Below are 22,153 nucleotides of genomic sequence, written 5' to 3'. Positions count from 1 at the left end.
GTTAATACTTAATAGGCAGTATTGCTCTTACGCTATCCCATTCCATAACCAGTTGCATTCCTTTTTCCACGGGCACGAATTCCATGGTGAACACTTCGAAAGGAAAGTTGGTCCTGGCGATGGGAATATTGAATTTGAAAGCGTCTTTGGAGGAATCTATCTTAAGTCCCCAGGTGTAAAGATCATTGTTGAAGATGATCGTCCATTCATTTTCCCAGGGAATGGCATAGAGCACATAACGCCCTTTGGGTACGGTTTTGCCGTTGATGGTAACGTCTCTGAAGAATTCCAGTTCAGTGGCTTCATTGGCGCCCATTCTCCAGATGCTGCCATATTTGACCACTTCTCCGAAGATAGTGCGGCCGCCTTTCTGTGGCCTGCTGAAGATCACCCTGGCGATGGGCGGCTCCAGGTTGGGATGCGCCATTTTCAGTTTTGGATATTCAGCCGGGAAATAAGCCATGTCCATCGGGCTCTTGTCCATTCCTGCCTGGGCAAGACGGTCGGCGGCATTGCCTGCGGGGTGTTGATTAACGGTAACGGTATTGCTTCCTTTGCTTTGTTTGGTTTCACAAGCACTCAGGAGGCTGCCGGTAAGCAGGGCAATGAAAAAGATATCAGAACGGATTGCAAACATATTAAAATGTAAAAGGTATGGAAGCTTTCACGGCATCCCACATAACGAGGAGATTAGCGCCGCTATTGGCTTTTTCGAAAACCATGGTGAATGCTTCAGCAGGGTCCTGTGTTGTTTCCGGAGTGATTTCCACACGCAGTGCGTCTTTTGCCTGATTGTACTGGAATGCGCCCCAGATATCGGTTTCCCTGTTGAAGATAACGGTCCATTTATCCTGAGTGGGGATGGCATACATGGTATACCTTCCTTTTTTCAATTTATTTCCTTTGACCATTGCGTCTTTATAAAGTTCAATTTCTGTGGCTTCATTGGCGCCGAGTCTCCAGATCTTACCATATTCCACCAGGTCACCGAACACTGATCTGCCGTTTTTCTGTGGCCTGCTGTACACCACGCGGGCGCAAAGCGGTTCGGCAACTTTATTCTGGATGCGTAAAACGGGGTAATTGCATGGGTAGTAGCTCATGTCCATGGGGGACCTGTCTACAGCAGGGGGCCTGGTTTGGGCGGAAGCGGTTATAATTCCAGCGCACAAAAGAAACATCATCATCTTGTACTTCATACCTGATAGCATTGATTTGAATCGCAAAAATAACAGTTTAAAGGCGGAAAATTATTTATCTAAAGTACGAGCGGCTACTGACTTTCGGTTGGGTAATGCTATTCACCGTCCAGTTGCAGCAGTCTTCCGGCGGCAAAAGCTTTCAGGGCCGGAAAGAACTGGTTGTACAATTCTTGCAGCCGGGTATAATGGGATTCGAAGATATCGAATGCAGGTCCGGAATCCGTGAGCCAGGCGGATCTTCTCACCAATCCCTCAAAACTGCGTGCGATACCGGATCGTTGCCTGTAAAAGAAGAGCCAGTTCTGCGACTGCATATAAGGGAAAATACCCTGGAATTTTTCAGGGAGAATGGCGTATCGTCTCTCCAGCGTCTGGTAAACCTGTTGTGAAAAATCGAAGAGCGATTCTTCTGTGAAGATGGTAGGATCATTGGCAAGGAAATGATCAAAGCTTACATCGATGAATGCAGGGCTATACAATCTGTACACTGGTCTGAAGAGGCCGGCTGCTGCACGGGTGGCAGGATGTGCATCTGTAAAGGCATCTATATCGCGGTGAAGGGCAATGCCTTTCTGGATGCCGGTGGCATAACCGAACTTCTTTTTTCCTTTTACAAAATCACTGATCATATTACCGGCGAGGATATCCGGCCGGTCGAAAGAGAGGTATGCGTGGGCTAAAAAATTCACAGAACAATTTACCATTTTTTGAATGGCTTTCCAAACCGGTGAGGCGCCACCGAAATGATAAACGGTAACTGTCTTCCAATTTAACGTTGGCTTAACTACACATTGGGAGAAAGTTGGCGAATCGGAGCAATATGAGTGTGGGCGCTGATTTCGGAGGATTTTAAATCCGCAGGGAACAATTTCGTGGTGTGGTGAGGGTTGTATTTGTGCCGTATTCTGCCATTGGTCAATATTAGCTATGCGCACTGATTTTACGGATTAATTTTGTGTTGCTCATCCGGACAGGTGCAGCGTTTTCACCGAAGGCTTTTTTGAGCGATCCTGTAACAAAGTATCCGGACCTGCGTCAAATATTATAGTCCGGTATCCACCCGATAAACAACGTCAGTACAATCAATCTATATAATCATTCAACAATGAAAAAGTTAGTCTTAATGGGCGTATTCACAATGATGGTTGCTTTGAGCAGCTTTGCCCATAAAGGAGAAGAAGTAAATGAAAATGTTCTCCGCGCTTTCAACAAGGAATTTGCAGATGCTCAGGATGTAAACTGGGAAGTTGGTAAAACCGTTCTGAAAGCTACATTCCGTTTGAACGGTCAGGTTTTGTTCGCATACTATCAGGAAACGGGTAACCTGGTGGCGGTAACAAGGAATATCATTTCTGGTCAGCTGCCTATCTCATTATTGGCAGACCTGAAGAAGAACTACCAGGAATACTGGATCACAGATTTGTTCGAGATCTCCGCCGACGACAGTACAGATTATTATATTACCCTGCAGAATCCGGATCAGACGATCATTCTGAAATCAAGCGGTGTGCAGGGCTGGCAAACGTTCAGGAAGCAAAAAGCCTCCTAAGCGCTCAACTCAGTTTTAGTTGGTTTTAGTTGGAAAGATGAGTCCTTTCGCATCAGCGGGAGGACTTTTGTTTTGGCGGCGATCATTCTCCCATTTATGTTAACTTTGCCGCCATAAAACCAATCATAATAGATCATGAGTAAAGGACCTATCTCACAATTTATCCAGCATCACTACCGTCACTTCAATGCGGCGGCGCTGGTGGATGCTGCTAAAGGTTATGAAACCCATTTACTGGAAGGAGGAAAAATGATGGTGACGCTCGCCGGCGCCATGAGTACAGCAGAGCTGGGTGTTTCACTGGCCGAGATGATCCGTCAGGATAAAGTGCAAATCATTAGTTGCACAGGCGCCAACCTCGAAGAGGATATCATGAACCTCGTGGCGCACACGCATTACAAACGCATTCCCAATTACCGTGATCTTACTCCCGAGCAGGAGTTCGAACTGCTCGAAAAAGGATTGAACCGCGTTACAGATACCTGCATCCCCGAAGAAGAAGCATTCCGCAAGATCCAGCATCATATTGCCAAATTGTGGAAAGATGCAGATGCAGCAGGTGAAAGATATTTCCCTCATGAATTCATGTACAAACTCCTACTTAGCAAAGTGATGGAGGATGGATATGAGATCGATCCGAAAGACAGCTGGATGATCGCTGCTGCTGAAAAGAACCTGCCCATCATCGTTCCGGGCTGGGAAGACAGCACCATGGGCAATATCTTCGCTTCTTACGTGATCAAGAATGAAGTGAAAGCCACTACCATGAAGAGCGGTATCGAGTACATGGTTTGGCTGGCCGACTGGTACCGTCAGAACAGCGGTGGCAAAGGAGTAGGCTTTTTCCAGATCGGTGGCGGTATTGCAGGTGATTTCCCAATCTGCGTTGTGCCCATGATGTACCAGGACCTTGAATGGCATGATGTTCCGTTCTGGAGCTATTTCTGCCAGATCTCCGATTCCACTACCTCTTATGGTTCTTATTCCGGCGCTGTGCCCAATGAGAAGATCACATGGGGTAAACTGGACATTCATACGCCCAAATTCATTGTTGAAAGCGATGCTACCATTGTAGCTCCATTGATATTCGCCTACCTGCTCGGCTGGTAAGCGTTGTTAAGTTTTTTGTTGGCTGCCACCAGTCGCTCACATCCCGGCGAGTGACTTCTAATTGTTCGCCTCCGGCGAACACTGCGTCGCCGGAGGCGACTAAATAAAGGTCACTCGCCGGAGGCGAGCGACTGGGCACACCGAAATGAAAAATGCCAGACTGTAAAAGCCTGGCATTTTTCATTTTTCTAAAGCTAACTATCGGTTAAGAACAAGCGATCTTATTCACCCTTGTCTGGTGCCTTCCGCCTTCAAATGGCGTTTCAATGAACAGGTTCACCATATTGATGGCATAATCCAGCGCTACGAAACGTGCAGGGATACAGATCACATTGGCATCGTTGTGTTGCCGGATAAGTTTGGCCACTTCTGTCTCAAACGCAAGCCCGGCACGGATCCCCTGATGTTTATTAGCTGTGATGGCAACGCCGTTGGCGCTTCCGCAGATGAGGATGCCGAAGGCTACTTCCCCTTTCTCCACTGCATCGGAAACCGGATGCGCATAATCAGGATAGTCAACTGATTTGTTTTCATAAACGCCCATATCGGTCACCTGGTAACCTTTTTCATTCAGCCATTTTACAATAGCTGTTTTGTATTCAAAGCCCGCGTGGTCGCAACCGATGGCTATTGGTAATGTAAGATTGAATGAAGACATATGACAAGTTGAAAAGTTGCTTTGTTATGGATTAATCCCAGTTCTGATCTCTCTCCTGTTGTCTTTTGAACACGCGTGCAGAGATCACAACGCTGAACTCATACAATGCGCAGAGCGGCAGGAACACGATCATCTGGCTCATCCAGTCGGGCGATGGCGTAATGATGGCTGCAATCACAAGAATGGCCACATATGCGTATTTGCGGTAAGTTCTGAGGAATGCTGGTGTTACCAGTCCGATCCTGGTGAGTACATAAGAAACAACGGGAAGCTGGAATGCGATGGCCGAACCGATGATGATATCAACGAGGTTCTCCATATAGTCCGCCAGCGTAGGGCGGGCCACCAGCAAGTGTTTGGTGCCGATAGTATAGTTCAGCAGGAAGCTGAATGTGAAAGGGGCGAGCAGGAAATAACCGAATGCTACCCCCAGGAAAAAGAAAAGGCTTACCCAGAAAATGGCGCCCCTGGTGGATTTCAGCTCCTTTGGCGTCAGTGCAGGCCTGATGAATTTCCAGATCTCCCAGAAAATATAGGGGAAGGCAAGAATGAAACCTCCGGCAATGGCAATAGTGATACTGCTCATGAACTGCGAGCCGAAAGTGATGGTCTGCATCTCTACATCCTTTGGAGGGGGTAGGCAAAGCGCATCTCCTGCGCCTATCCAGTGGCTGAGATTACATAGCTGGACATAGGTTATAAAATTAGCCTGCAGGGGGGCGGTGATCACGTTATCGAAGATCCAGTCGATATACACGAACATCACGATTGCCCCGGCAATGATTGCGAGCAATGATCGCATGATATGCCAGCGCAGTGCCTCCAGATGATCCACAAAGGTCATCTCACTTTCTTCTGATGCTCTCTTTTTTAAAAATGATAGTGCCATCGATTAAGTTCGCTGATCAACACTGAAAAGCGGGGCAAATTTAAGGGTATTAGCACAGGAATCTGCAATAAACCTGTTAATCAGTGGTGATTGATCAACAGTGAAGGCATTAAATCTTGAGGATCTTGAGGCGGACCATTTCAATACGGGTATCGCTGACGTTCAATACTTCAAACTCATAATGCCCGATTATTATACGTTCTTTCAGCCTGGGGATGGTCTCATGCTGGTGGATAATGAAGCCGGAAAGGGTCTCTGAATCGTTTTCTGGGAACTGCAATCCGTATTTCTCACGCAGATGGTCCAGCTCCAGGCGTCCTGAGAGAATATATTCATCATCGGAGATCTTTTTCTCTTCGAATTCTTCCGTATCGTATTCGTCGCGGATATCGCCGAAAATTTCTTCCAGCAGGTCTTCCATGGTAACGATGCCGGCTGTGCCACCGAACTCGTCCACCACCCAGGCGATACTTTTTCTTTCGCGCGTGAACTTGTTGATAAGATCGGTAACGCTCATGCTTTCCGGGATCGCAGGGATCGGCAGGAGGATCTGTTTCACGGTTGACGGGTTTTTGAACAGGTCCAGCTGATGGATATAGCCCACGATGGTATCGATATTCCCTTCATATACCACCAGTTTGCTCAGTTTGGTGTCTATGAATTGTGCACGCACCTGTTCCATTGGCGTGTTCAAATCCACGGCTACGATCTCTTTGCGTGGCACGAGACAGTCGCGGATCTTCACTTTCGGCAGACTGACTGCATTCCTGAAGAGTTCGGTCTTCAGGTCCTGGTGTTCCATGCTATGCTGATCTGAGCTCTGTTGTGCGAAATGCTCCAGGTCCGAGCGTGAGAAAGTTTCTTTTTTCTTATCGATCCTCATATCGAAGATCACATTGAGGATGAAGATAGATAAGCGTGAGAAGGCATCGGCCACCCAATGGAAGAGGCCATCCGAAAAAGCGAGAAGGCCCGAGCGTGCTGAAAAAGAAAGTGCACTGTCTGCCTTTGCGCGGAAAATAGCTTTGGGAATGAATTCGCAGAAAATGATCACAACGAGCCAGGAAAGCAGTATTTCGATGATCACACGCAGCCATGCAAAGGAGTCAACAAAATCTTTGGAGAGCTGGAAAGAATCTATCATCAGGCTCCATCCGGCGCTACCGGATAGCACGGCGATCACCAGCCATAAATTGAAACCAACGATATTGGTGCCGATAAAGCGGGAAGGATTGTCGTATAGGCTGCTCAGGAACGCAATGCCACTGGCGCCCTGTGTCCTTTTCAGTTCCACATTCAGCCGGCTTGCTGAAGTGAAAGCCACTTCAATTCCGGAAAAATAAGCGATAGCAAGTATCGCAAAGCATATGACGAGGATTACAATTAGACTCATACCTGGTATACGAATATAAAAAAAGCCAGGGGTATTACATAAAATAAATATATACCCTCCGGATTCTAACGCTGTTATGCTTGAAATAGTTTCTACAGGTCCAGAAAATCCTGAATTATTCCTGCTGCTTCCTCCCTGGCCCTGGGCAGGTGGTCGTTGATAACAATCCGGTGAAAATGATGTTTGAAAGAGATCTCGTATGAGGCTTTATTCACCCTGGCAGCCAGGCTTTCTTCTGTTTCGGTGCCGCGGCTCTGTAGTCTTTTCTTCAGTTCATCCACGGAAGGCGGTTCAATGAAAAGTGAGAGGGTGGTTTCGGGGTATTGTTGTTGTACATGGATGGCTCCTTTCACGTCTATGTCCAGCACGGGCACCTGGTTGTTCTTCCAGATCCTTTCCAGTTCTGATTTGAGTGTGCCGTAATATTTTCCTTCATACACCATTTCCCATTCCACGAAATCCTGGTTCTGGATCTTCTGGTTGAAATCTTCTTCGCTGAGGAAATAATAATCCTCACCATCCCTTTCATTGCCGCGCGGTTTGCGGGTAGCAGCTGAAATAGAGAAACTGAGTTGCGGGAATTTTTCCAGCAAATGGTGAGTGATGGATGTTTTTCCAGCACCGGAGGGGGCAGTGATGATGATGATCTTATTGTGCGGATCAAAGGCCATATAGAGGTATAAAGTTGCAAAGAAAACGAAAAGCGGGGAAATAATCAGTGGGTGCCAGTCGCTCGCCTCCCGGCGAGTGACTTATATTTGTTCGCCTCCGGCGAACACCGCGTCGCCGGAGGCGACTAAACACAAGTTACTCGCCGGGAGGCGAGCGACTGCCACAAACTGAGTAACAGGTGTACCTAAATTCTTATAATATCAGCGCCCAGTGCGCGTAAGCGGTCATCGATATGCTGATAGCCGCGATCGATCTGCTCGATGTTCTGGATAGTGCTCTTGCCTTCTGCGCTCAATGCCGCAATCAGCAATGATACACCGGCGCGGATATCGGGGCTGCTCATGGTGATACCTCTTAGCTGCTGTTCCCTGCCGAGCCCTATCACTGCGGCCCGGTGTGGATCACAGAGGATGATCTGTGCACCCATGTCTATGAGTTTGTCAACAAAGAAGAGACGGCTTTCGAACATTTTCTGATGAATGAGTACGGAGCCTCTGGCCTGTGTGGCTACTACCAGTACAATGCTGAGCAGGTCCGGTGTGAAGCCGGGCCAGGGATGATCATAGATAGTAAGCACTGATCCATCGAGGAATGTCTGGATCTCGTAAACGTCCTGTGCGGGCACATGGATATCATCGCCCACAAAATTCATATGGATACCGAGCTGGCGGAATTTGTCCGGGATCACACCAAGATTTTCAAGACCAACATTCTTGATGGTGATATCGCTCTGCGTCATAGCTGCGAGGCCGATGAAAGAGCCGATCTCGATCATATCCGGGAGCATGCGGTGTTCGGTTCCGCCGAGATAATCCACGCCTTCGATGGTGAGCAGGTTGCTGCCGATCCCCTGGATGCGGGCGCCCATGCGCGTTAGCATGCGGCAAAGCTGCTGCACATAAGGTTCGCAGGCTGCATTGTAAATAGTGGTAATGCCTTTGGCCATCACTGCTGCAAGGATGATATTGGCTGTTCCTGTTACGGAAGGTTCATCCAGCAGGAGGTTGGTGCCTTTGAGATTGGGTGCGTTGAGATGGAAGAAACCGTCCTCAGCATGATACGTGAATTCGGCGCCGAGTTTTTCGAAACCGATGATATGTGTGTCCAGCCTGCGGCGACCGATCTTGTCGCCACCGGGTTTTGGAATGAAGGCTTTGCGGAAGCGAGCCAGCAGTGGTCCTGCGAACATCACGGAGCCGCGGAGCTGTCCGCTCTTTTTGCGGAATGCTTCACTGTGCAGGTAGTCGAGATTGATATCATCAGCCTGGAAGATGCAGGTATCGCGCTGCGGTCTTTCCACTTTCACATTCATGTCTGCCAGGAGCTCTATCAGCATATTCACATCCAGGATATCCGGAATATTAGTGATGGTCACTTTCTCCGGCGTGAGCAGCACTGCGCTGAGAATTTGGAGCGCCTCGTTTTTAGCGCCCTGAGGATTGATGGACCCGCTGAGTTTTTTGCCACCGGTTACTTCAAAGGAAGGCATTGCTTAAGGTTGTATTGATTAGATGAACTGGTTAAACAAAAAAGTTGATCATTCAGGATGATCAACTTTTCATAATTATGTCAGTAGAGCTTACTTGTATCTTTTCTTGAATTTGCCGCCACCGCGATCGTTACGGTCGTTGCGGTTGTTATTGCCGCCGCCCCTGTTATCTCGTTGTCCGAAATTCTTTCCGCCACCACCGCCGCTGCCGCCGCCGCGTTTATTGCGATAGTCGCCATAACCTCCGCGGTCACGGTCCCTGCTTTCAGTGTGGCGTTGCTGCCGAACATATGGGGTATTGGTGAACGTGAGTTGACCGTTGGTGATATTGGTCAGCTCGCTCTGGATAGCATCGTCATGAACTGCTTCCTTGTGCCAGTTGTTGTAGGCCAGTTTCATGTAGTAGGCCACAGCATTGGCGAAACCCTGACGCTTTTCCGGGTTCTCTTCTTTCAACGCTTTGTTGATCACCACTTCGAGATTTTTCCCGAGGTGAGAGAATTTCGGATAACGCTTGGGGTAAGGAAGCGGTTTAGGTCTTGCCTTCAATGTTTCCCTGGTGGGTATGGGGTAAGGAGATTCCACATCCAGTTTGAAATCGGAGATCAGGAAAAGGTGATCCCATAATTTATGGCGAAAATCTTCTACGTTCTTTAAATGTGGATTCAGGAACCCCATCAGCTCGATCACTGCATAAGCATTACGCTGGCGGGTTTCCCTGTCTTCAATACCCAGGAGGTACTCGACCATTTTCTGAATATGGCGGCCATATTCACGCATGATCAAATGGTTCCTGGTAGTATTGTACTCCATTTCTTCAACTTCTTTTTGCATTGGACAAATGTAACAAACTTTTTCATTTAACGATTCACCAGTACTTTATAGCTGGCGGTTTGTCCGGATGCGAGTTCCCGGGTGCGCAGATAATAGACGCCAGGTGCGGGCTGGGAAGGGAACTGCCAAATGATCTGGCTTGAGTTGTTGACATTGGTGGTCCGTTTCATTACTTGTTGTCCGCTGGCTGAAACCAGTTCCAGCAGGTATTTTCCTCTGAGCAACTGGTCTGCCTGTATGGTCACCTGGTTCCTGACCGGGTTGGGGTAGGTAATGAAAGTGATGGGAGCGTTTGTGCCGATACCTACCTGGCGGATCGCAGAGTATTGCCCTTTTCCGTCAGCAGAGAGTTGTTTGATGCGGAAGAAGAGCTTGCCTGCAGCAGCTTTATCAGGCAGGTACTGATAGTTGTATTTTGCTGCAGCACCCTGAGCAGCATATTGGCTGGCAACCTTGCCGGCTGTTGTGAAGTTGCGCCCATCATGGCTGATCTCGATTTCATAAGAATTGGATATTTGGTCATTAGTAACGCTCCAGCTGAGCTGGATAGTATTGTCGGATTGCTTTACAGCAGTGAATTGCCGGAAAATTTCAGGTAAGGACATCATGGGACAGTAAGAATATACAATCCTGAATTTGCCCCATAATTTTCCAACCACGCTCAAATTGTAATTGATGCCACCCATATTGGGTAATAGTCCTCCACTGAGATCAAAAGTGAAATTGAGGTTTCCGGTGCCTAAAAAACTTCCTGTTCCTGGGATCGTTTGCTGATGGGCTGCATCGTTGAACACTGTATCCGGCCCATAGGTGGTGGAATCGCCGGGGAGTCCGAATTCTTCAAGCCAGGTTGGACCATAGGTTCTGGTTACATTGTCATCGATATTGATCCCATGACCCGATATATTGGGGCTTAATGAAAGCAGGAATCTGGCGAACTTTCCATAAGGGTCGCGGTTCCTTGCGCCTGATGTGGCAACCAGGCTGATGGTATCATAAAAGGTAACACAGGTAAGGGTGCCGGTAGACGGGGGAAACATGGGAAAGGTAATGGTATTGGTGCTGGCCGTGGTGGTGTCGAGTATAACGGTATGTTCAATGGTCTGACTTGGTACACCACCCGCGCAGGTACTGCATTGAGCACGGGAATTAAGGGGAGTCACTAACGCCAAAATACAAACGAACCCACTGATCAGTGTGTAATAAATGTGCTTCATAGGTACTGATTTTCATAAACGTATCGGATTATGGTGTCACTGCCCAAAACTACTTCCGGAAAAACCGCGGTACAAGGCGGTTTTACGCTTATTTGGATCATAGTAATTTGTGCAGGAAGGCCCGAATGCAAACAGCCGGATTAATACTGTTTGGTCAATGCCATTGAACAGTAACGAATCTGGGTCTGGTTTTGGTATTATTATGGGTTAAAAAGTGGATAATTTACCAGTTTGGTAATATCCATCACTATTTGATAGAATTATTCCCCGTATTTTTGGGGTTCTATTTTACAAAAACCTGATTGTCAATAAAAACATGACAAAATCAACGATCACTATAGACGTACAGCTGGACGATAAGCGTGTACCTGAAAGCATCTCCTGGAGCGCAACTGAGAGTACAGCAGACAATGCCCGTGCAGCCAAAGCGCTGATGCTGGCCTTCTGGGATGGCACGGATAAGACCGCTCTCCGCATGGATCTCTGGACCAAAGAAATGATGGTGGACGAGATGGCCGACTTTTATTATCAGACCATCATGACCATGGCAGACAGTTTTGAGCGTTCCACACACCAGGCGGAACTGGTAGAGAAAATGAGGGTGTTTGCCCAGGACTTCTATAAGAGGTTCCAGGAAATCCAACTCGAACAGAACAAAGCCTAACATCAAAAATAGTATATGAGCCTCGAGCAAACGGTGAATACAGACCTTAAAGCAGCGATGCTGGCCAAAGACGAAGCTACACTTCGAAGCCTTCGCGCCATCAAGGCCGCAATCCTGCTGGCCAAAACAGCCGAAGGTGCAGGAGGTGCAGATCTTACGCAGGATGCCGAGATCAAGCTTCTGCAAAAACTGGTGAAGCAGCGTAAGGATTCGCTGGACATATTTCAGCAGCAGAACAGGGAAGACCTCGCCAAAAAAGAGCAGGAAGAAATTGCAGTGATTGAAAAGTTCCTGCCCAAACAAATGAGTGCAGAGGAATTGAAGGCTGTTGTTGGCGAGATCATCGTAGCTGTTGGCGCCAGTTCCCCGGCAGATATGGGTAAGGTAATGGGCGTAGCTTCCAAACAACTCGCCGGCAAAGCTGATGGAAAATCTATCAGTGCCATGGTAAAAGAGTTGCTGAGCAAATAAGAAAACGGGTAGAACACCCGTTAATGATACTCCATGATCATTGATATTGTCTTTATCATTATGCTGATCATGGCTGTCATCAAAGGATGGCAGCGTGGATTGGTGATAGCAGTGTTCTCCGTGATCGGATTGATTGTGGGAATTGTTGCCGCCATGAAACTGTCCGCACTTGTGGCGGAATGGTTGAAAGATTCCACCAGCATTTCTGCAAAATGGTTGCCTTTTATTTCTTTCGCAGTGGTGTTCATAGGAGCAGTACTGCTGATAAGATTAGGCGCCAATCTCCTGGAAGCTACTCTGGAAGTAGCTTTGCTGGGTTGGGCCAACAAATTGGGTGGTATTCTGTTGTATATAATTATATATATACTTGCTTACAGTGTACTGCTATTCTATGCAGAGCAATTGAAATTGATCAGTGCAGAAAGTATCCGGCAGTCAGTTACCTACGCGTACATACAACCGCTGGGCCCCTGGGTGGTGGATGGAATCGGCAAGCTGATCCCTGCATTTAAAGATATGTTTACTGAACTGGAAACTTTTTTTGAAAGGATCGCAGCTGATGCATCTGCACAAAAAGCTGTCTGACCATCACAACACTGTGACCGGAAAGACGCAAAAAAATTGTAGTTTACAGTAAAATTTAACTGCTGAAAATGGAACGATGCCATATTTGAGGTAAATCGTTTATTTTAGCGAATATTTGACTGAATTGAACCGATTTATCTGATGAATTACGAGATCAAACAGGCGGACAAATTCAAATTTCTTGAAGAAGGTGAGGGAGAACCGTTAGTGTTGTTACACGGTCTATTCGGCGCATTGAGCAACTTCCAGGATTTGATAGAATATTTCCGCCACCATTATAAAGTGGTGGTACCCATGCTCCCCTTGCTTGACCTGGACCTCCTCCATACTTCCGTTAGCGGACTGCAGAAGTTCGTTCATAAATTCATTGAATACAGGGATTATAAGGATGTTCACCTGCTGGGCAATTCGCTCGGAGGACATGTTGGCATCTTACACGTTCTTAAACATCCCGAAAGGATAAAATCCCTGATCCTTACGGGTAGTTCCGGTCTTTTTGAGAACGGAATGGGGGATACCTATCCAAAAAGAGGCGATTACGAATATATTAAGAAAAAAACTGAACAAACATTCTACGACCCTAAAGTGGCTACCAAAGAGATCGTGGATGAAGTATTTGAAACTACTAACAATCGTCTGAAAGTAATTAAGATCATCGCCCTCGCCAAGAGCGCTATCAGAAATAATCTGGGTGAAGAGCTCAATCAAATCAAACAGCCCACGTTATTGATATGGGGCAACAACGATACGGTTACTCCACCATTCGTGGCCAGGGAATTCCAGCGACTGATTCCCAACAGCGAACTGCATTTTATTGACAAATGTGGCCATGCACCCATGATGGAGGTGCCGGAAGAATTCAACCGTATACTGCATAAATTTCTTACAAAATTGAATGAGCCCGCAGCGGTAGCCTGAATTCTTGCGTCTTAGTAAAAAAGAAACGGTTTCTCCCGGCTGCATGGCAGCAGGTAATTGTTTCGGTGTGGTCTTATTTTTGCTCTGACGTTCTCTGCCTTGCTTTGCTAAGTTTTATTGAAACCTTTCTGATTCACTGGTGCTAAAAACAAACAGCAACATTACCTGTGTTAAACAAAGAACTCATATCATCCGCCATTCCTTCGCTCAGCCCGGGCGATACTGTGTTCCAGGCCATGGAGCTGATGCAGGAGTTTCATGTAGCACAGCTTCCCGTAGTTGCTGAAGAGAAATACCTGGGCATGGCTTCTGAAGACGATCTGATGGACAAGGATGAGAATGCACTGCTTCAGCAATTCGCAAATTATTTTTCCCGTATTTCCGCAAGGGCCGGCTCCCATTTCCTGGAATCTGTACAAATGGCCAATGAGCACAACCTGTCCATTGTTCCGGTTACAGAGAAAGACGGAGAATTCATCGGCGTGATCACCGTCAGCGACCTACTCAAACAACTGGGCAAAACCACCGGCGCCAACGAACCCGGGGGAATCATCGTGCTCGAAATGGAGCAACGCAATTTTTCCTTTTCCGAGATCAGCAAACTGATAGAAACCAATGACGCTCAGATCACACAGCTCAATACTCATTGGGACAGTAATACCAGCGCTTTCTATGTTACCATCAAAGTGAGCAAGTTTGAAATTTCAGACATCATTGCTACCTTCCAGCGATATGAATACCAGGTGAAATATTACTTCGGAGAAGAGCTTTACGAAAATGAGCTCAGAAGTAATTACGATCACCTCATGAATTACCTCAATATCTAGCTGCGACAAGCGAGCATGCGGATGGGATACAAATATCAATTTACTGCCATACTGTTGTTCTGCTGTATCGTTTCCCTTGCGCAAACATCAGACACTGACACATTACGGCTTTACAACAATTCCGATCGCTACATAGATAAGGCACAACCTACGCCCTTCGTGGTAGGGACCATCTATATCCAGGGCAACCGCCGCACCAAATCGTATATTGTAGAACGTGAGCTTCCATTCAAATCCGGCGATTCCATCTATCTTCCCGACCTCGTTAAAGGATTTGAAATAGCCAGAAGGCAATTGTTCAATACTGGCCTCTTCAATGAAGTGATCGTTTCTCTCAAAGCATTCCGGGGCTATACGGTGGATGTGAATATCGAATTGAAAGAACGATGGTACATCTTCCCCCTGCCTTATGTAAAACCTGTAGACCGAAACCTGGTGGAATGGGGAAAGCAGGGCTACAGCACAGACCGCCTTAATTATGGTTTCAAATTCACCTGGTACAATTTCACAGGCCGTAACGACAAACTCCGGCTATGGCTGATCACCGGTTATACGAAACAGTTACAATTCGAATACGATCAGCCTTATGCAGATAAGACCCTGAAGCATGGTTACCGAATCGGATTCAAGTACTCCTCCAATAAAGAGATCAATTATTCAACTGTTGACAACCAGCAACAATTTATTGACTCGCTCAAAGAAGGCTTCCAGCAATATTCAGGTCATATCGATTATACTTATCGTCCCGGTCTCCGTACTTTTCATGCCTTTCGCCTTTCTTATACCAAACAGATCATAGACAGCCAGGTGCTGCTCCTCAATCCGAAATACTTCGGCCCGCAAACTACCAGTATCGAATACCCGGAAATCTCCTATACGCTTAATTATGTGAATGTGGATTATGTCCATTTCCCGCTCACCGGTATCCAGGCCTCGGGAAGCCTGCTCAAACGTGGCTTTCATGCGGATAACAATATGTGGGAGTTTTCCGGAAAGTTCTTCAAAGGATGGAGGATAGGTAAGAAATTCTATTTCGGCTGGCAGGCCAATGCTGTAGTGCGACTCCCATTTGATCAACCGTATATCAATCAGCGCCTGTTCGGATATGGAGATCTCTACCTGCGCGGACTGGAACGATATGTGGTGGATGGTGTGGCAGCAGGCCTTACCAGGCAAACATTCCGCCGTGAGTTGTTCCGTTTCAATATACCTACTTTTATCAAATCCAAAACGCACGACAGGATCCCTTTCCGCATTTATGCAAGAACGTTTGGGGATATGGGTTATGCTTACAACAAAAACCTGAAAGACAATTCCCTGGTGAATAAAATGCTGTACACAGGCGGGTTTGGTGTGGATATTGTCACTTTTTACGATTTTATCTTCCGCTTCGATTATAGCTTCAACCAATTAGGCCAAAAGGGGCTATTTTTACACATCAAGAACGAGTTTTAAGTAACAGCAACCCATTATGAAAGTAGCTATCTACAGCCGGATCATCGACAACGAGCAGAAGGCAGACGTTCAGCAATTGCTCGATGAACTGGCCAAGGAAAACATAGAACCGGTGATCTATCATCCGTTCTTTGAAACCATCAAGTCTTCCTTCCGGTTCCCGGAGAAGACCGCTATTTTCAGTGATCCCGCAGATCTGGGAGAGTCCATCGATTTTGTGATCAGTCTCGGTGGCGATGGAACACTGCTGGATACCGTTACACTCGTTCGTGATAAAAACATCCCTGTACTGGGTATCAACTTCGGAAGATTGGGTTTTCTGGCCAGTATCGGCCGCGATGAACTACACACTGCGGTACAATCTTTGGTGAAGAGGAATATAGTGATCGATAAGCGTTCGCTTATTCACCTGGATGCAGACAAACCGCTTTTTGGAAATGTGCCTTACGGATTGAACGAATTTGCGATCCACAAAACAGATACTTCTCCAATGATCAAGATACACACGTATCTCAATGGAGATTTTTTAAATACGTATTGGGCTGACGGACTGATTGTAGCTACGCCAACGGGATCAACGGGCTACTCGCTGAGCTGCAATGGTCCGGTTGTATTTCCGGAATCATCCAGTTTCGTGATCACGCCTGTGGCGCCACATAATTTGAACGTCAGACCCATCGTTGTGCCCGATGACAACGTAATATCTTTTGAAGTGGAAGCAAGGGCCGATCATTTTATTTGCGCACTGGACTCAAGAAAGGAAATTGTGGAAAAGAAAGTGCAACTTGCAGTAAGGCGTGAATCGTTCAACATCAGTCTTGTAAGATTGAATGAAAACAATTTTCTCCAGACTCTTCGAAATAAGTTGTCCTGGGGGCTTGATACAAGAAACTGATCATTTCCGTGAAACCCGCTGTGAGGCGGTACTTTAACTTTTCCAATAGACAGAAAAACCAGGTTCTGCCGTTAAAGGCAACATACTTAATCATTATATTGCAGTTATGAAGAAACTGGTGTTTTCACTGCTGGTGCTAGGCACGCTCTTCCAGACATCACAGGTTTTAGCCCAATATGAAAGCTATGTTCACGTAGGTGAATTTGGTATCTCAGTTGGCGGCGCTCACTATTTCGGAGATCTCAACACCAGGGCCCGCCTTAACAGGCCCAAGCCTGCAGTGGGAGTTTTCTTCCGCAAACAATTCGGAAATTATATTGCCCTTCGTGTAGCCGGTCACTTTGCACAGCTCGGCTATTCCGATACTTACAATACTTCCAACGTTTACCAGCAAAGAAGGAACCTCAGCTTCAACACGAATATTTTTGAGCTGACGGTCCAGGGCGATTTCAATTTCTTCAAATTCATTCCGGCCGACCCCTATCATCGTTTCACTCCTTATGTTACAGTGGGCGCCGGGGTTTTCAATTATGACCCATTCGCCTATCTCGGCGGTAAAAAATATTTTCTTCGTCCGCTTGGAACGGAGGGACAGGGCTCTGCAGCTTATCCAGACAGGAAAGCTTACAGCAATATGTCTTTCTGTATTCCCTTCGGCGTTGGTGTGAAGTATGCACTGAATGAAAGGATGAATATAGGTTTTGAAGTGGTGCACCGCTTTACCGGTACCGATTATCTGGATGATGTGAGTAAAACTTATGTGGGTGCAGACAAGTTCCCTGATCTCCCGGATGGTACGCCTTCAGTAGCCCGCCTGCTGCAGGACAGATCCTACGAAACAGGGGATATCATCGGTATCGAAGGCAGACAACGTGGCTTCTCCAAACAAAAAGACCAATACATTTTTGCTGAGATCACTTTCTCCTTCAACCTCTCATCTTACAGGTGCCCATCGGCAAACTGATCCTGTCAATTGTAAGAAACCGCCCGCTCGTCGGGCTATTTTAAAGGATTATGGACCCATGTTCATAACAAGTAGATAAAATTTTGATGAAAATAGCATCGGAGTTAAATTTTTGTACCTTTGAGCCCTTCAAAAATTAAGGTATGAGGAGCCGAAAGGACCATATTGACCTGCAGCGACTGCCCAGTCATATCGCCATTATCATGGACGGTAATGGCCGTTGGGCTAAAGAGAAAGGTCAGGACCGCCTCTATGGTCACTTTCACGGAGTGGAAAGTGTACGTAATATAGTAGAGGGCTGCGCCGAGCTTGGTGTAGGATACCTTACATTATATGCTTTTTCCACCGAGAACTGGGACAGGCCGCAACAGGAAGTAACCGGTCTGATGGAACTGCTGGTGGAAACCATCCGGAAAGAAACCGAAACACTCAACAGGAACAATATCAAACTGCATGTGATCGGTGATATGAACATGCTGCCTGAATATGCAAAGCAGGCGCTGCGCGAATCACTCGAGATCACCAGCCGCAATACCGGCCTTAATCTTATCATGGCGCTCAGCTACAGCAGCCGATGGGAACTGGTACAGGCGGTGAAACATATCGCAGAAGATGTTAAGGCCGGAAAAATAGATCCCGCCTCCATTACACAGGATACGCTGTCTGGCTACCTTTCCACCGGTAATTTCCCTGATCCCGAACTGATGATCAGAACCAGTGGAGAATATCGCATCAGCAATTTCCTGCTTTACCAACTGGCTTATGCAGAACTTTATTTTACCAATGTACGCTGGCCCGACTTCCGCAAGGAAAATCTGTACGAGGCCATTATCGACTTCCAGAAAAGAGAAAGAAGATTTGGTAAAACAGGAGACCAGTTGCAGCAGGAAACTGTCGTCAATCAATAAGCCCTTCTCATGATTCACCATTTCCCCGGAAAAAATCGATCATCAGCAGCGCGTTTTAACAAACAGTTTTAAAACACAATTAATAAATCCCTTTAATTTGCTCCAGCTTAAACAACCCGGAATGCAGCGTACGTTTACTTCCCCTGTATTTTTATTGGCTTTCGTTCTGTTATTGGCAGGTTCGGCTTATGGGCAGGAAAGGGATACCATCCCAACTTCCGTGGATCCGGAGCTGGAAGCAATACTCACCTCAAGAAATCCAAAAGAATACATCATCGCAGGAGTGACCGTTACAGGAACCAAAAGATACGACGAACAACTGCTCATCTCCATCGCCGGGTTCAATATTGGAGACAAAGTACTGATACCAGGAGGCGACAATTTCTCTAAAGCCATCAACAATCTCTGGAAACAACGCCTCTTCTCCAACGTTCAGATCTACTTTACCAAACTCGAAGGCTCCAACCTCTACATAGAAATCCATGTTACTGAAATGCCCACCCTCTCCAAATTCTTTATCAAAGGTGTGCGCAAATCAGATGAAGATGAACTGAAACCCAAAACAGACCTGGTTGTAGGAAAGGTAGTAACGGAAAACGTTAAACGAAATGCTGTAGACGCGATCCAAAAATATTATACTGAAAAAGGAAACAGGGGAGCTACTGTTGAAATTGAATCAGCCCCGGATCCCGCACTCCCCAACTCTGTGATCCTTACCCTTACGGTTGTCAAGGGAAACAAAGTGCGTATCGATGGTGTAAACTTCTACGGCAATGAAGAAGTGGGAGAGATGAAACTGAAGAAACAAATGAAGGGCACCAAAGAGATGACCAAGATCACACTCTTCCCCACAAAGGAAACCAGCCCTTATGGTGTGAACAAAGAAACCTCTTTCAATGAATACCTGAACAATGCAGGTTTCCTCTCGCTCACCAAAACAAAAGAATTCCTCGATCCTTATTTCCGCTTCAAACTTTTCAGCTCCGCCAAATTCAATGAGAAGAAATATCTCGAAGACAAAGACCGTGTGCTGGAATTTTATAACTCTCTCGGTTTCCGCGATGCCTCTATCGTAGCAGACACGCAATACTTCAACAACAAAGGCAATCTGAAAGTTGACCTGAAGGTTGATGAAGGCCGCAAATACTATTTCGGTAATATCACCTGGAAAGGAAATACAAAATATTCCGATTCTGTGCTCACAATGTTGCTGGGCATCAAGAAGGGTGATATCTATAACCTGGAGACCCTCAACAGGAAACTCGGCAAACAACTCACCCAGGAAGGTGGAGACATCGGTAGTTATTATATGGACGATGGATACCTCTTCTTCCAGGTTGACCCGGTTGAAACGGCGGTATACAATGATACCATCGACTTCGAGATCCGTATGCGCGAAGGTCCGCAGGCAACCATCAAGAACATTACCATTGCCGGTAATGATAAAACAAAGGAGCACGTGATCCGTCGTGAACTCCGTACACTGCCCGGCGATAAATTCAGTCGTACTGATCTTATCCGCTCTCAGCGTGAGATCTCACAGCTTGGTTATTTCAACCAGGAGAAGATCGGCATCAACCCTGTACCCAATCAGGATGATGGAACAGTAGACATTCATTATACGTTGGAAGAAAAATCTTCCGATCAGCTGGAGCTCAGCGCCGGTTGGGGTGGTGGTATCGGTCTGACCGGTACAGTGGGTGTATCCTTCAACAACTTTTCTATCCGTAATATCTTTAATAAGAAAGCATGGGATCCGTTACCTACTGGTGACGGACAAAAACTCAGCCTGCGTATCCAGTCCAACGGACGCGCATTCCAGAGCTACAATGCTTCTTTCACTGAGCCATGGCTGGGTGGAAAGAAAAGGAACTCACTCACCGTGAGTCTGTCAAAAACTATGTTCCGTACCGGTGGCTATGATGGCAGCCGTTATGTGTACAGCGATACCAACAAACTGAAAAGTTTCAGTGCGTCTGTATCATTGGGAAAACAATTGAAATGGCCCGATGACTTCTTTACACTGATCTATTCAATCAGCTTTACTCAGTACAAGCTGATCAACTATCCATATTTCATTTCATCCTTCTCGGATGGAACTTCAAACAACCTCAGCTTCAAACTGGCGCTGGCACGGAACTCCGCGGGCCCCAACCCAATGTTCCCTGTGAGCGGTTCCAACTTCCTGGCCAGCGTGCAGGTGACGCCTCCGTATTCATTGTTCAATAAGAATATCACCAACGAAGACAACTATAAATTGCCTGAATTCCACAAATGGCGGTTCAATGCCGAATGGTTCATCCCGATCGGTAAAGCGATGGGGGCAGACAGAACAAGGCAGTTCGTATTGCGTGCTGCGGCCAAATACGGTTTCATGGGCCGATACAACAACAAGCTGGATTATTCTCCGTTTGAGCGCTTCCAGGTGGGTGACGCAGGCCTGGCCAATGGTAACTTCATCCTGGGTTATGATATCATTGCTCACCGCGGATATCCCGTGTATGAGAACTCCGATCCGAAGGTGAATCCCGATCAGCAATCGGCAACACAGTTCTTCACAATGTTCAATAAGTATACATTGGAACTCCGCTATCCGTTTACTACCAACCCCAGCAGCACCATCTATGGTATGTTATGGTTTGAAGCTGCCAACGGATGGTATGATTATAAAGACTATAATCCTTTCCGCCTGAGAAGAAGTGCCGGTGTGGGTATGCGTTTCTTCCTGCCTATGTTCGGCTTGCTTGGATTTGATTACGGTGTTGGTTTCGACCGTCTCAAACCTGAAGGAAAACTGCGCGATGCCGCACGCTTTACCTTCATGCTTGGATTTGAACCCGAATAATCTTTTTTTAAAGGCCTGTAAACCCCGGCATTTCAGAGATTATCTGGATATTTATATCCTTTCTCATAAACTTAAAAAGAAGTGATATGAAAAAAATACTCTTTATCCTCCTGGGAGTGATGTTGGTGGCCCAACTGGCCAATGCTCAGCGATACGCAATTGTTGATACAAGGTATATCCTCGACAAGATGCCTGAGTACAAGGAAGCACAGAAGAAACTGGACCAGTTCAGCATGGCCTGGCAAAAAGAGATCGACGATAAGCAGGCTGTTCTCGATAAGATGTATAAAGATTTTGATGCTGAACAGGTAATGCTTAGCGATGAACTGAAGAAAAAAAGAGAAGACGAATTATTCATCCGCGAGAAAGAACTGAGAGATCTTCAACGCAAACGCTTTGGTTTTGAAGGCGATCTGTTCAAGAAGAGGCAGGAACTGGTGAAACCTATACAGGACAAGGTTTTCAACGCTATCCAGAAAATAGCCGTGAGCCGCGGATACGATTTTATTTTGGATAAAAGTGAAGGAATTACTGTTATCTTTGCCGACCCCAAGCTGGATCGGAGTGAAGATATTTTAAAGGAGCTCGGTGTTAAATAATCGTGAAAG

General features: G+C 46.6%; 23 protein-coding genes. 13 read left to right on the top strand and 10 right to left on the bottom strand.

The features are described 5' to 3' along the window. Position 1: 1 nt before the first annotated feature. The 3 genes from D9Y29_RS19475 to D9Y29_RS19465 form a co-directional block, all read right to left on the bottom strand. Positions 2–637: a DUF2911 domain-containing protein gene (locus D9Y29_RS19475; protein WP_127131352.1), complete on the bottom strand. Its 636-nt coding sequence runs from the start codon at positions 635–637 to the stop codon at positions 2–4. A gap of 1 nt (position 638) precedes the next feature. After that, a complete protein-coding gene (locus D9Y29_RS19470) occupies positions 639–1,199 on the bottom strand; it encodes a DUF2911 domain-containing protein (protein WP_127131350.1) in 561 nt (186 codons plus the stop codon). Between the two features lie 98 nt (positions 1,200–1,297). Further along, positions 1,298–1,891, bottom strand: coding sequence for an acyl carrier protein phosphodiesterase (locus D9Y29_RS19465; RefSeq protein WP_127131348.1), 594 nt, complete (start codon positions 1,889–1,891; stop codon positions 1,298–1,300). Positions 1,892–2,307: 416 nt separating this feature from the next. Here D9Y29_RS19465 and D9Y29_RS19460 point away from each other — a divergent pair, with 416 nt between their 5' ends. Both D9Y29_RS19460 and D9Y29_RS19455 read left to right on the top strand, forming a co-directional pair. Further along, positions 2,308–2,751, top strand: coding sequence for a hypothetical protein (locus tag D9Y29_RS19460; RefSeq protein WP_127131345.1), 444 nt, complete (start codon positions 2,308–2,310; stop codon positions 2,749–2,751). A 135-nt stretch (positions 2,752–2,886) separates the two neighbouring features. Next, a complete protein-coding gene (locus D9Y29_RS19455) occupies positions 2,887–3,861 on the top strand; it encodes a deoxyhypusine synthase family protein (protein WP_127131343.1) in 975 nt (324 codons plus the stop codon). Positions 3,862–4,066: 205 nt separating this feature from the next. Here the strand turns inward: D9Y29_RS19455 and rpiB are convergent, their stop codons facing one another. From rpiB to D9Y29_RS19420, 7 genes are all read right to left on the bottom strand, one after another. Next, positions 4,067–4,519 carry a ribose 5-phosphate isomerase B gene (rpiB, locus tag D9Y29_RS19450; protein WP_127131341.1) on the bottom strand — a complete coding sequence of 151 codons (453 nt, stop codon included), beginning with the start codon at positions 4,517–4,519 and terminating at the stop codon, positions 4,067–4,069. A 31-nt stretch (positions 4,520–4,550) separates the two neighbouring features. After that, positions 4,551–5,363, bottom strand: a complete 813-nt coding sequence (tatC, locus tag D9Y29_RS19445; protein ID WP_277601136.1) for a twin-arginine translocase subunit TatC — start codon at positions 5,361–5,363, stop codon at positions 4,551–4,553. 154 nt (positions 5,364–5,517) lie between these two features. Continuing rightward, positions 5,518–6,801, bottom strand: coding sequence for a hemolysin family protein (locus D9Y29_RS19440; protein WP_127131337.1), 1,284 nt, complete (start codon positions 6,799–6,801; stop codon positions 5,518–5,520). A 92-nt stretch (positions 6,802–6,893) separates the two neighbouring features. Next, positions 6,894–7,472: a guanylate kinase gene (gene gmk, locus D9Y29_RS19435; RefSeq protein WP_127131335.1), complete on the bottom strand. Its 579-nt coding sequence runs from the start codon at positions 7,470–7,472 to the stop codon at positions 6,894–6,896. A gap of 185 nt (positions 7,473–7,657) precedes the next feature. Continuing rightward, positions 7,658–8,962: a UDP-N-acetylglucosamine 1-carboxyvinyltransferase gene (gene murA, locus D9Y29_RS19430; RefSeq protein ID WP_127131333.1), complete on the bottom strand. Its 1,305-nt coding sequence runs from the start codon at positions 8,960–8,962 to the stop codon at positions 7,658–7,660. A gap of 90 nt (positions 8,963–9,052) precedes the next feature. After that, a complete protein-coding gene (locus D9Y29_RS19425) occupies positions 9,053–9,796 on the bottom strand; it encodes a DUF4290 domain-containing protein (protein ID WP_241237989.1) in 744 nt (247 codons plus the stop codon). A gap of 26 nt (positions 9,797–9,822) precedes the next feature. After that, the gene (locus D9Y29_RS19420) at positions 9,823–11,013 is read right to left on the bottom strand and encodes a choice-of-anchor E domain-containing protein (protein WP_127131331.1); all 1,191 of its coding nucleotides are present in this window, start codon (positions 11,011–11,013) and stop codon (positions 9,823–9,825) included. A 316-nt stretch (positions 11,014–11,329) separates the two neighbouring features. Here D9Y29_RS19420 and gldC point away from each other — a divergent pair, with 316 nt between their 5' ends. From gldC to D9Y29_RS19365, 11 genes are all read left to right on the top strand, one after another. Next, positions 11,330–11,677 carry a gliding motility protein GldC gene (gene gldC, locus D9Y29_RS19415; RefSeq protein WP_127131329.1) on the top strand — a complete coding sequence of 116 codons (348 nt, stop codon included), beginning with the start codon at positions 11,330–11,332 and terminating at the stop codon, positions 11,675–11,677. A gap of 15 nt (positions 11,678–11,692) precedes the next feature. Then, positions 11,693–12,148, top strand: a complete 456-nt coding sequence (locus D9Y29_RS19410; protein WP_127131327.1) for a GatB/YqeY domain-containing protein — start codon at positions 11,693–11,695, stop codon at positions 12,146–12,148. 33 nt (positions 12,149–12,181) lie between these two features. Next, a complete protein-coding gene (locus D9Y29_RS19405; protein WP_127131325.1) occupies positions 12,182–12,733 on the top strand; it encodes a CvpA family protein in 552 nt (183 codons plus the stop codon). Between the two features lie 141 nt (positions 12,734–12,874). Continuing rightward, positions 12,875–13,651, top strand: coding sequence for an alpha/beta fold hydrolase (locus tag D9Y29_RS19400; protein WP_127131323.1), 777 nt, complete (start codon positions 12,875–12,877; stop codon positions 13,649–13,651). A 167-nt stretch (positions 13,652–13,818) separates the two neighbouring features. Beyond that, complete coding sequence (locus tag D9Y29_RS19395; RefSeq protein ID WP_241237988.1) at positions 13,819–14,478, top strand: CBS domain-containing protein; 660 nt, start codon at positions 13,819–13,821, stop codon at positions 14,476–14,478. Between the two features lie 21 nt (positions 14,479–14,499). Further along, the gene (locus tag D9Y29_RS19390; RefSeq protein ID WP_164735485.1) at positions 14,500–15,933 is read left to right on the top strand and encodes a POTRA domain-containing protein; all 1,434 of its coding nucleotides are present in this window, start codon (positions 14,500–14,502) and stop codon (positions 15,931–15,933) included. A 16-nt stretch (positions 15,934–15,949) separates the two neighbouring features. Further along, entirely contained in the window at positions 15,950–16,828 is an 879-nt protein-coding gene (locus D9Y29_RS19385; protein ID WP_127131318.1) for an NAD kinase, read from the top strand. Between the two features lie 106 nt (positions 16,829–16,934). Further along, complete coding sequence (gene porG / locus D9Y29_RS19380) at positions 16,935–17,792, top strand: type IX secretion system protein PorG (protein ID WP_127131316.1); 858 nt, start codon at positions 16,935–16,937, stop codon at positions 17,790–17,792. Between the two features lie 143 nt (positions 17,793–17,935). Continuing rightward, on the top strand, positions 17,936–18,700 hold the full coding sequence (locus D9Y29_RS19375) for an isoprenyl transferase (protein WP_127131314.1): 765 nt from the start codon (positions 17,936–17,938) through the stop codon (positions 18,698–18,700). Positions 18,701–18,821: 121 nt separating this feature from the next. Continuing rightward, positions 18,822–21,545, top strand: coding sequence for a BamA/OMP85 family outer membrane protein (locus D9Y29_RS19370; RefSeq protein WP_127131312.1), 2,724 nt, complete (start codon positions 18,822–18,824; stop codon positions 21,543–21,545). Between the two features lie 86 nt (positions 21,546–21,631). Further along, positions 21,632–22,144, top strand: coding sequence for an OmpH/Skp family outer membrane protein (locus D9Y29_RS19365; RefSeq protein WP_127131310.1), 513 nt, complete (start codon positions 21,632–21,634; stop codon positions 22,142–22,144). Positions 22,145–22,153: the final 9 nt, after the last annotated feature.

The sequence above is a fragment of the Pseudoflavitalea rhizosphaerae genome, from assembly GCF_003991355.1.
In the GTDB taxonomy this organism is placed as follows: domain Bacteria; phylum Bacteroidota; class Bacteroidia; order Chitinophagales; family Chitinophagaceae; genus Pseudobacter; species Pseudobacter rhizosphaerae.
The sequence above is the reverse complement of the archived record's forward strand: the minus strand, read 5'-3'. Positions and strand labels throughout refer to the sequence as shown.

Excerpts from the sequence above, each read along its gene's own strand:
- murA (WP_127131333.1), bottom strand. The coding sequence starts at position 8,962 with ATGCCTTCCTTTGAAGTAACCGGTGGCAAAAAACTCAGCGGGTCCATC.
- D9Y29_RS19405 (WP_127131325.1), top strand. The coding sequence starts at position 12,182 with ATGATCATTGATATTGTCTTTATCATTATGCTGATCATGGCTGTCATC.
- rpiB (WP_127131341.1), bottom strand. The coding sequence starts at position 4,519 with ATGTCTTCATTCAATCTTACATTACCAATAGCCATCGGTTGCGACCAC.
- D9Y29_RS19440 (WP_127131337.1), bottom strand. The coding sequence starts at position 6,801 with ATGAGTCTAATTGTAATCCTCGTCATATGCTTTGCGATACTTGCTATC.
- D9Y29_RS19385 (WP_127131318.1), top strand. The coding sequence starts at position 15,950 with ATGAAAGTAGCTATCTACAGCCGGATCATCGACAACGAGCAGAAGGCA.
- D9Y29_RS19370 (WP_127131312.1), top strand. The coding sequence starts at position 18,822 with ATGCAGCGTACGTTTACTTCCCCTGTATTTTTATTGGCTTTCGTTCTG.
- D9Y29_RS19475 (WP_127131352.1), bottom strand. The coding sequence starts at position 637 with ATGTTTGCAATCCGTTCTGATATCTTTTTCATTGCCCTGCTTACCGGC.
- tatC (WP_277601136.1), bottom strand. The coding sequence starts at position 5,363 with ATGACCTTTGTGGATCATCTGGAGGCACTGCGCTGGCATATCATGCGA.
- D9Y29_RS19400 (WP_127131323.1), top strand. The coding sequence starts at position 12,875 with ATGAATTACGAGATCAAACAGGCGGACAAATTCAAATTTCTTGAAGAA.
- D9Y29_RS19410 (WP_127131327.1), top strand. The coding sequence starts at position 11,693 with ATGAGCCTCGAGCAAACGGTGAATACAGACCTTAAAGCAGCGATGCTG.
- D9Y29_RS19420 (WP_127131331.1), bottom strand. The coding sequence starts at position 11,013 with ATGAAGCACATTTATTACACACTGATCAGTGGGTTCGTTTGTATTTTG.
- D9Y29_RS19470 (WP_127131350.1), bottom strand. The coding sequence starts at position 1,199 with ATGAAGTACAAGATGATGATGTTTCTTTTGTGCGCTGGAATTATAACC.
- D9Y29_RS19460 (WP_127131345.1), top strand. The coding sequence starts at position 2,308 with ATGAAAAAGTTAGTCTTAATGGGCGTATTCACAATGATGGTTGCTTTG.
- porG (WP_127131316.1), top strand. The coding sequence starts at position 16,935 with ATGAAGAAACTGGTGTTTTCACTGCTGGTGCTAGGCACGCTCTTCCAG.
- gldC (WP_127131329.1), top strand. The coding sequence starts at position 11,330 with ATGACAAAATCAACGATCACTATAGACGTACAGCTGGACGATAAGCGT.
- D9Y29_RS19425 (WP_241237989.1), bottom strand. The coding sequence starts at position 9,796 with ATGCAAAAAGAAGTTGAAGAAATGGAGTACAATACTACCAGGAACCAT.
- D9Y29_RS19455 (WP_127131343.1), top strand. The coding sequence starts at position 2,887 with ATGAGTAAAGGACCTATCTCACAATTTATCCAGCATCACTACCGTCAC.
- D9Y29_RS19390 (WP_164735485.1), top strand. The coding sequence starts at position 14,500 with ATGGGATACAAATATCAATTTACTGCCATACTGTTGTTCTGCTGTATC.
- D9Y29_RS19375 (WP_127131314.1), top strand. The coding sequence starts at position 17,936 with ATGAGGAGCCGAAAGGACCATATTGACCTGCAGCGACTGCCCAGTCAT.
- D9Y29_RS19365 (WP_127131310.1), top strand. The coding sequence starts at position 21,632 with ATGAAAAAAATACTCTTTATCCTCCTGGGAGTGATGTTGGTGGCCCAA.
- gmk (WP_127131335.1), bottom strand. The coding sequence starts at position 7,472 with ATGGCCTTTGATCCGCACAATAAGATCATCATCATCACTGCCCCCTCC.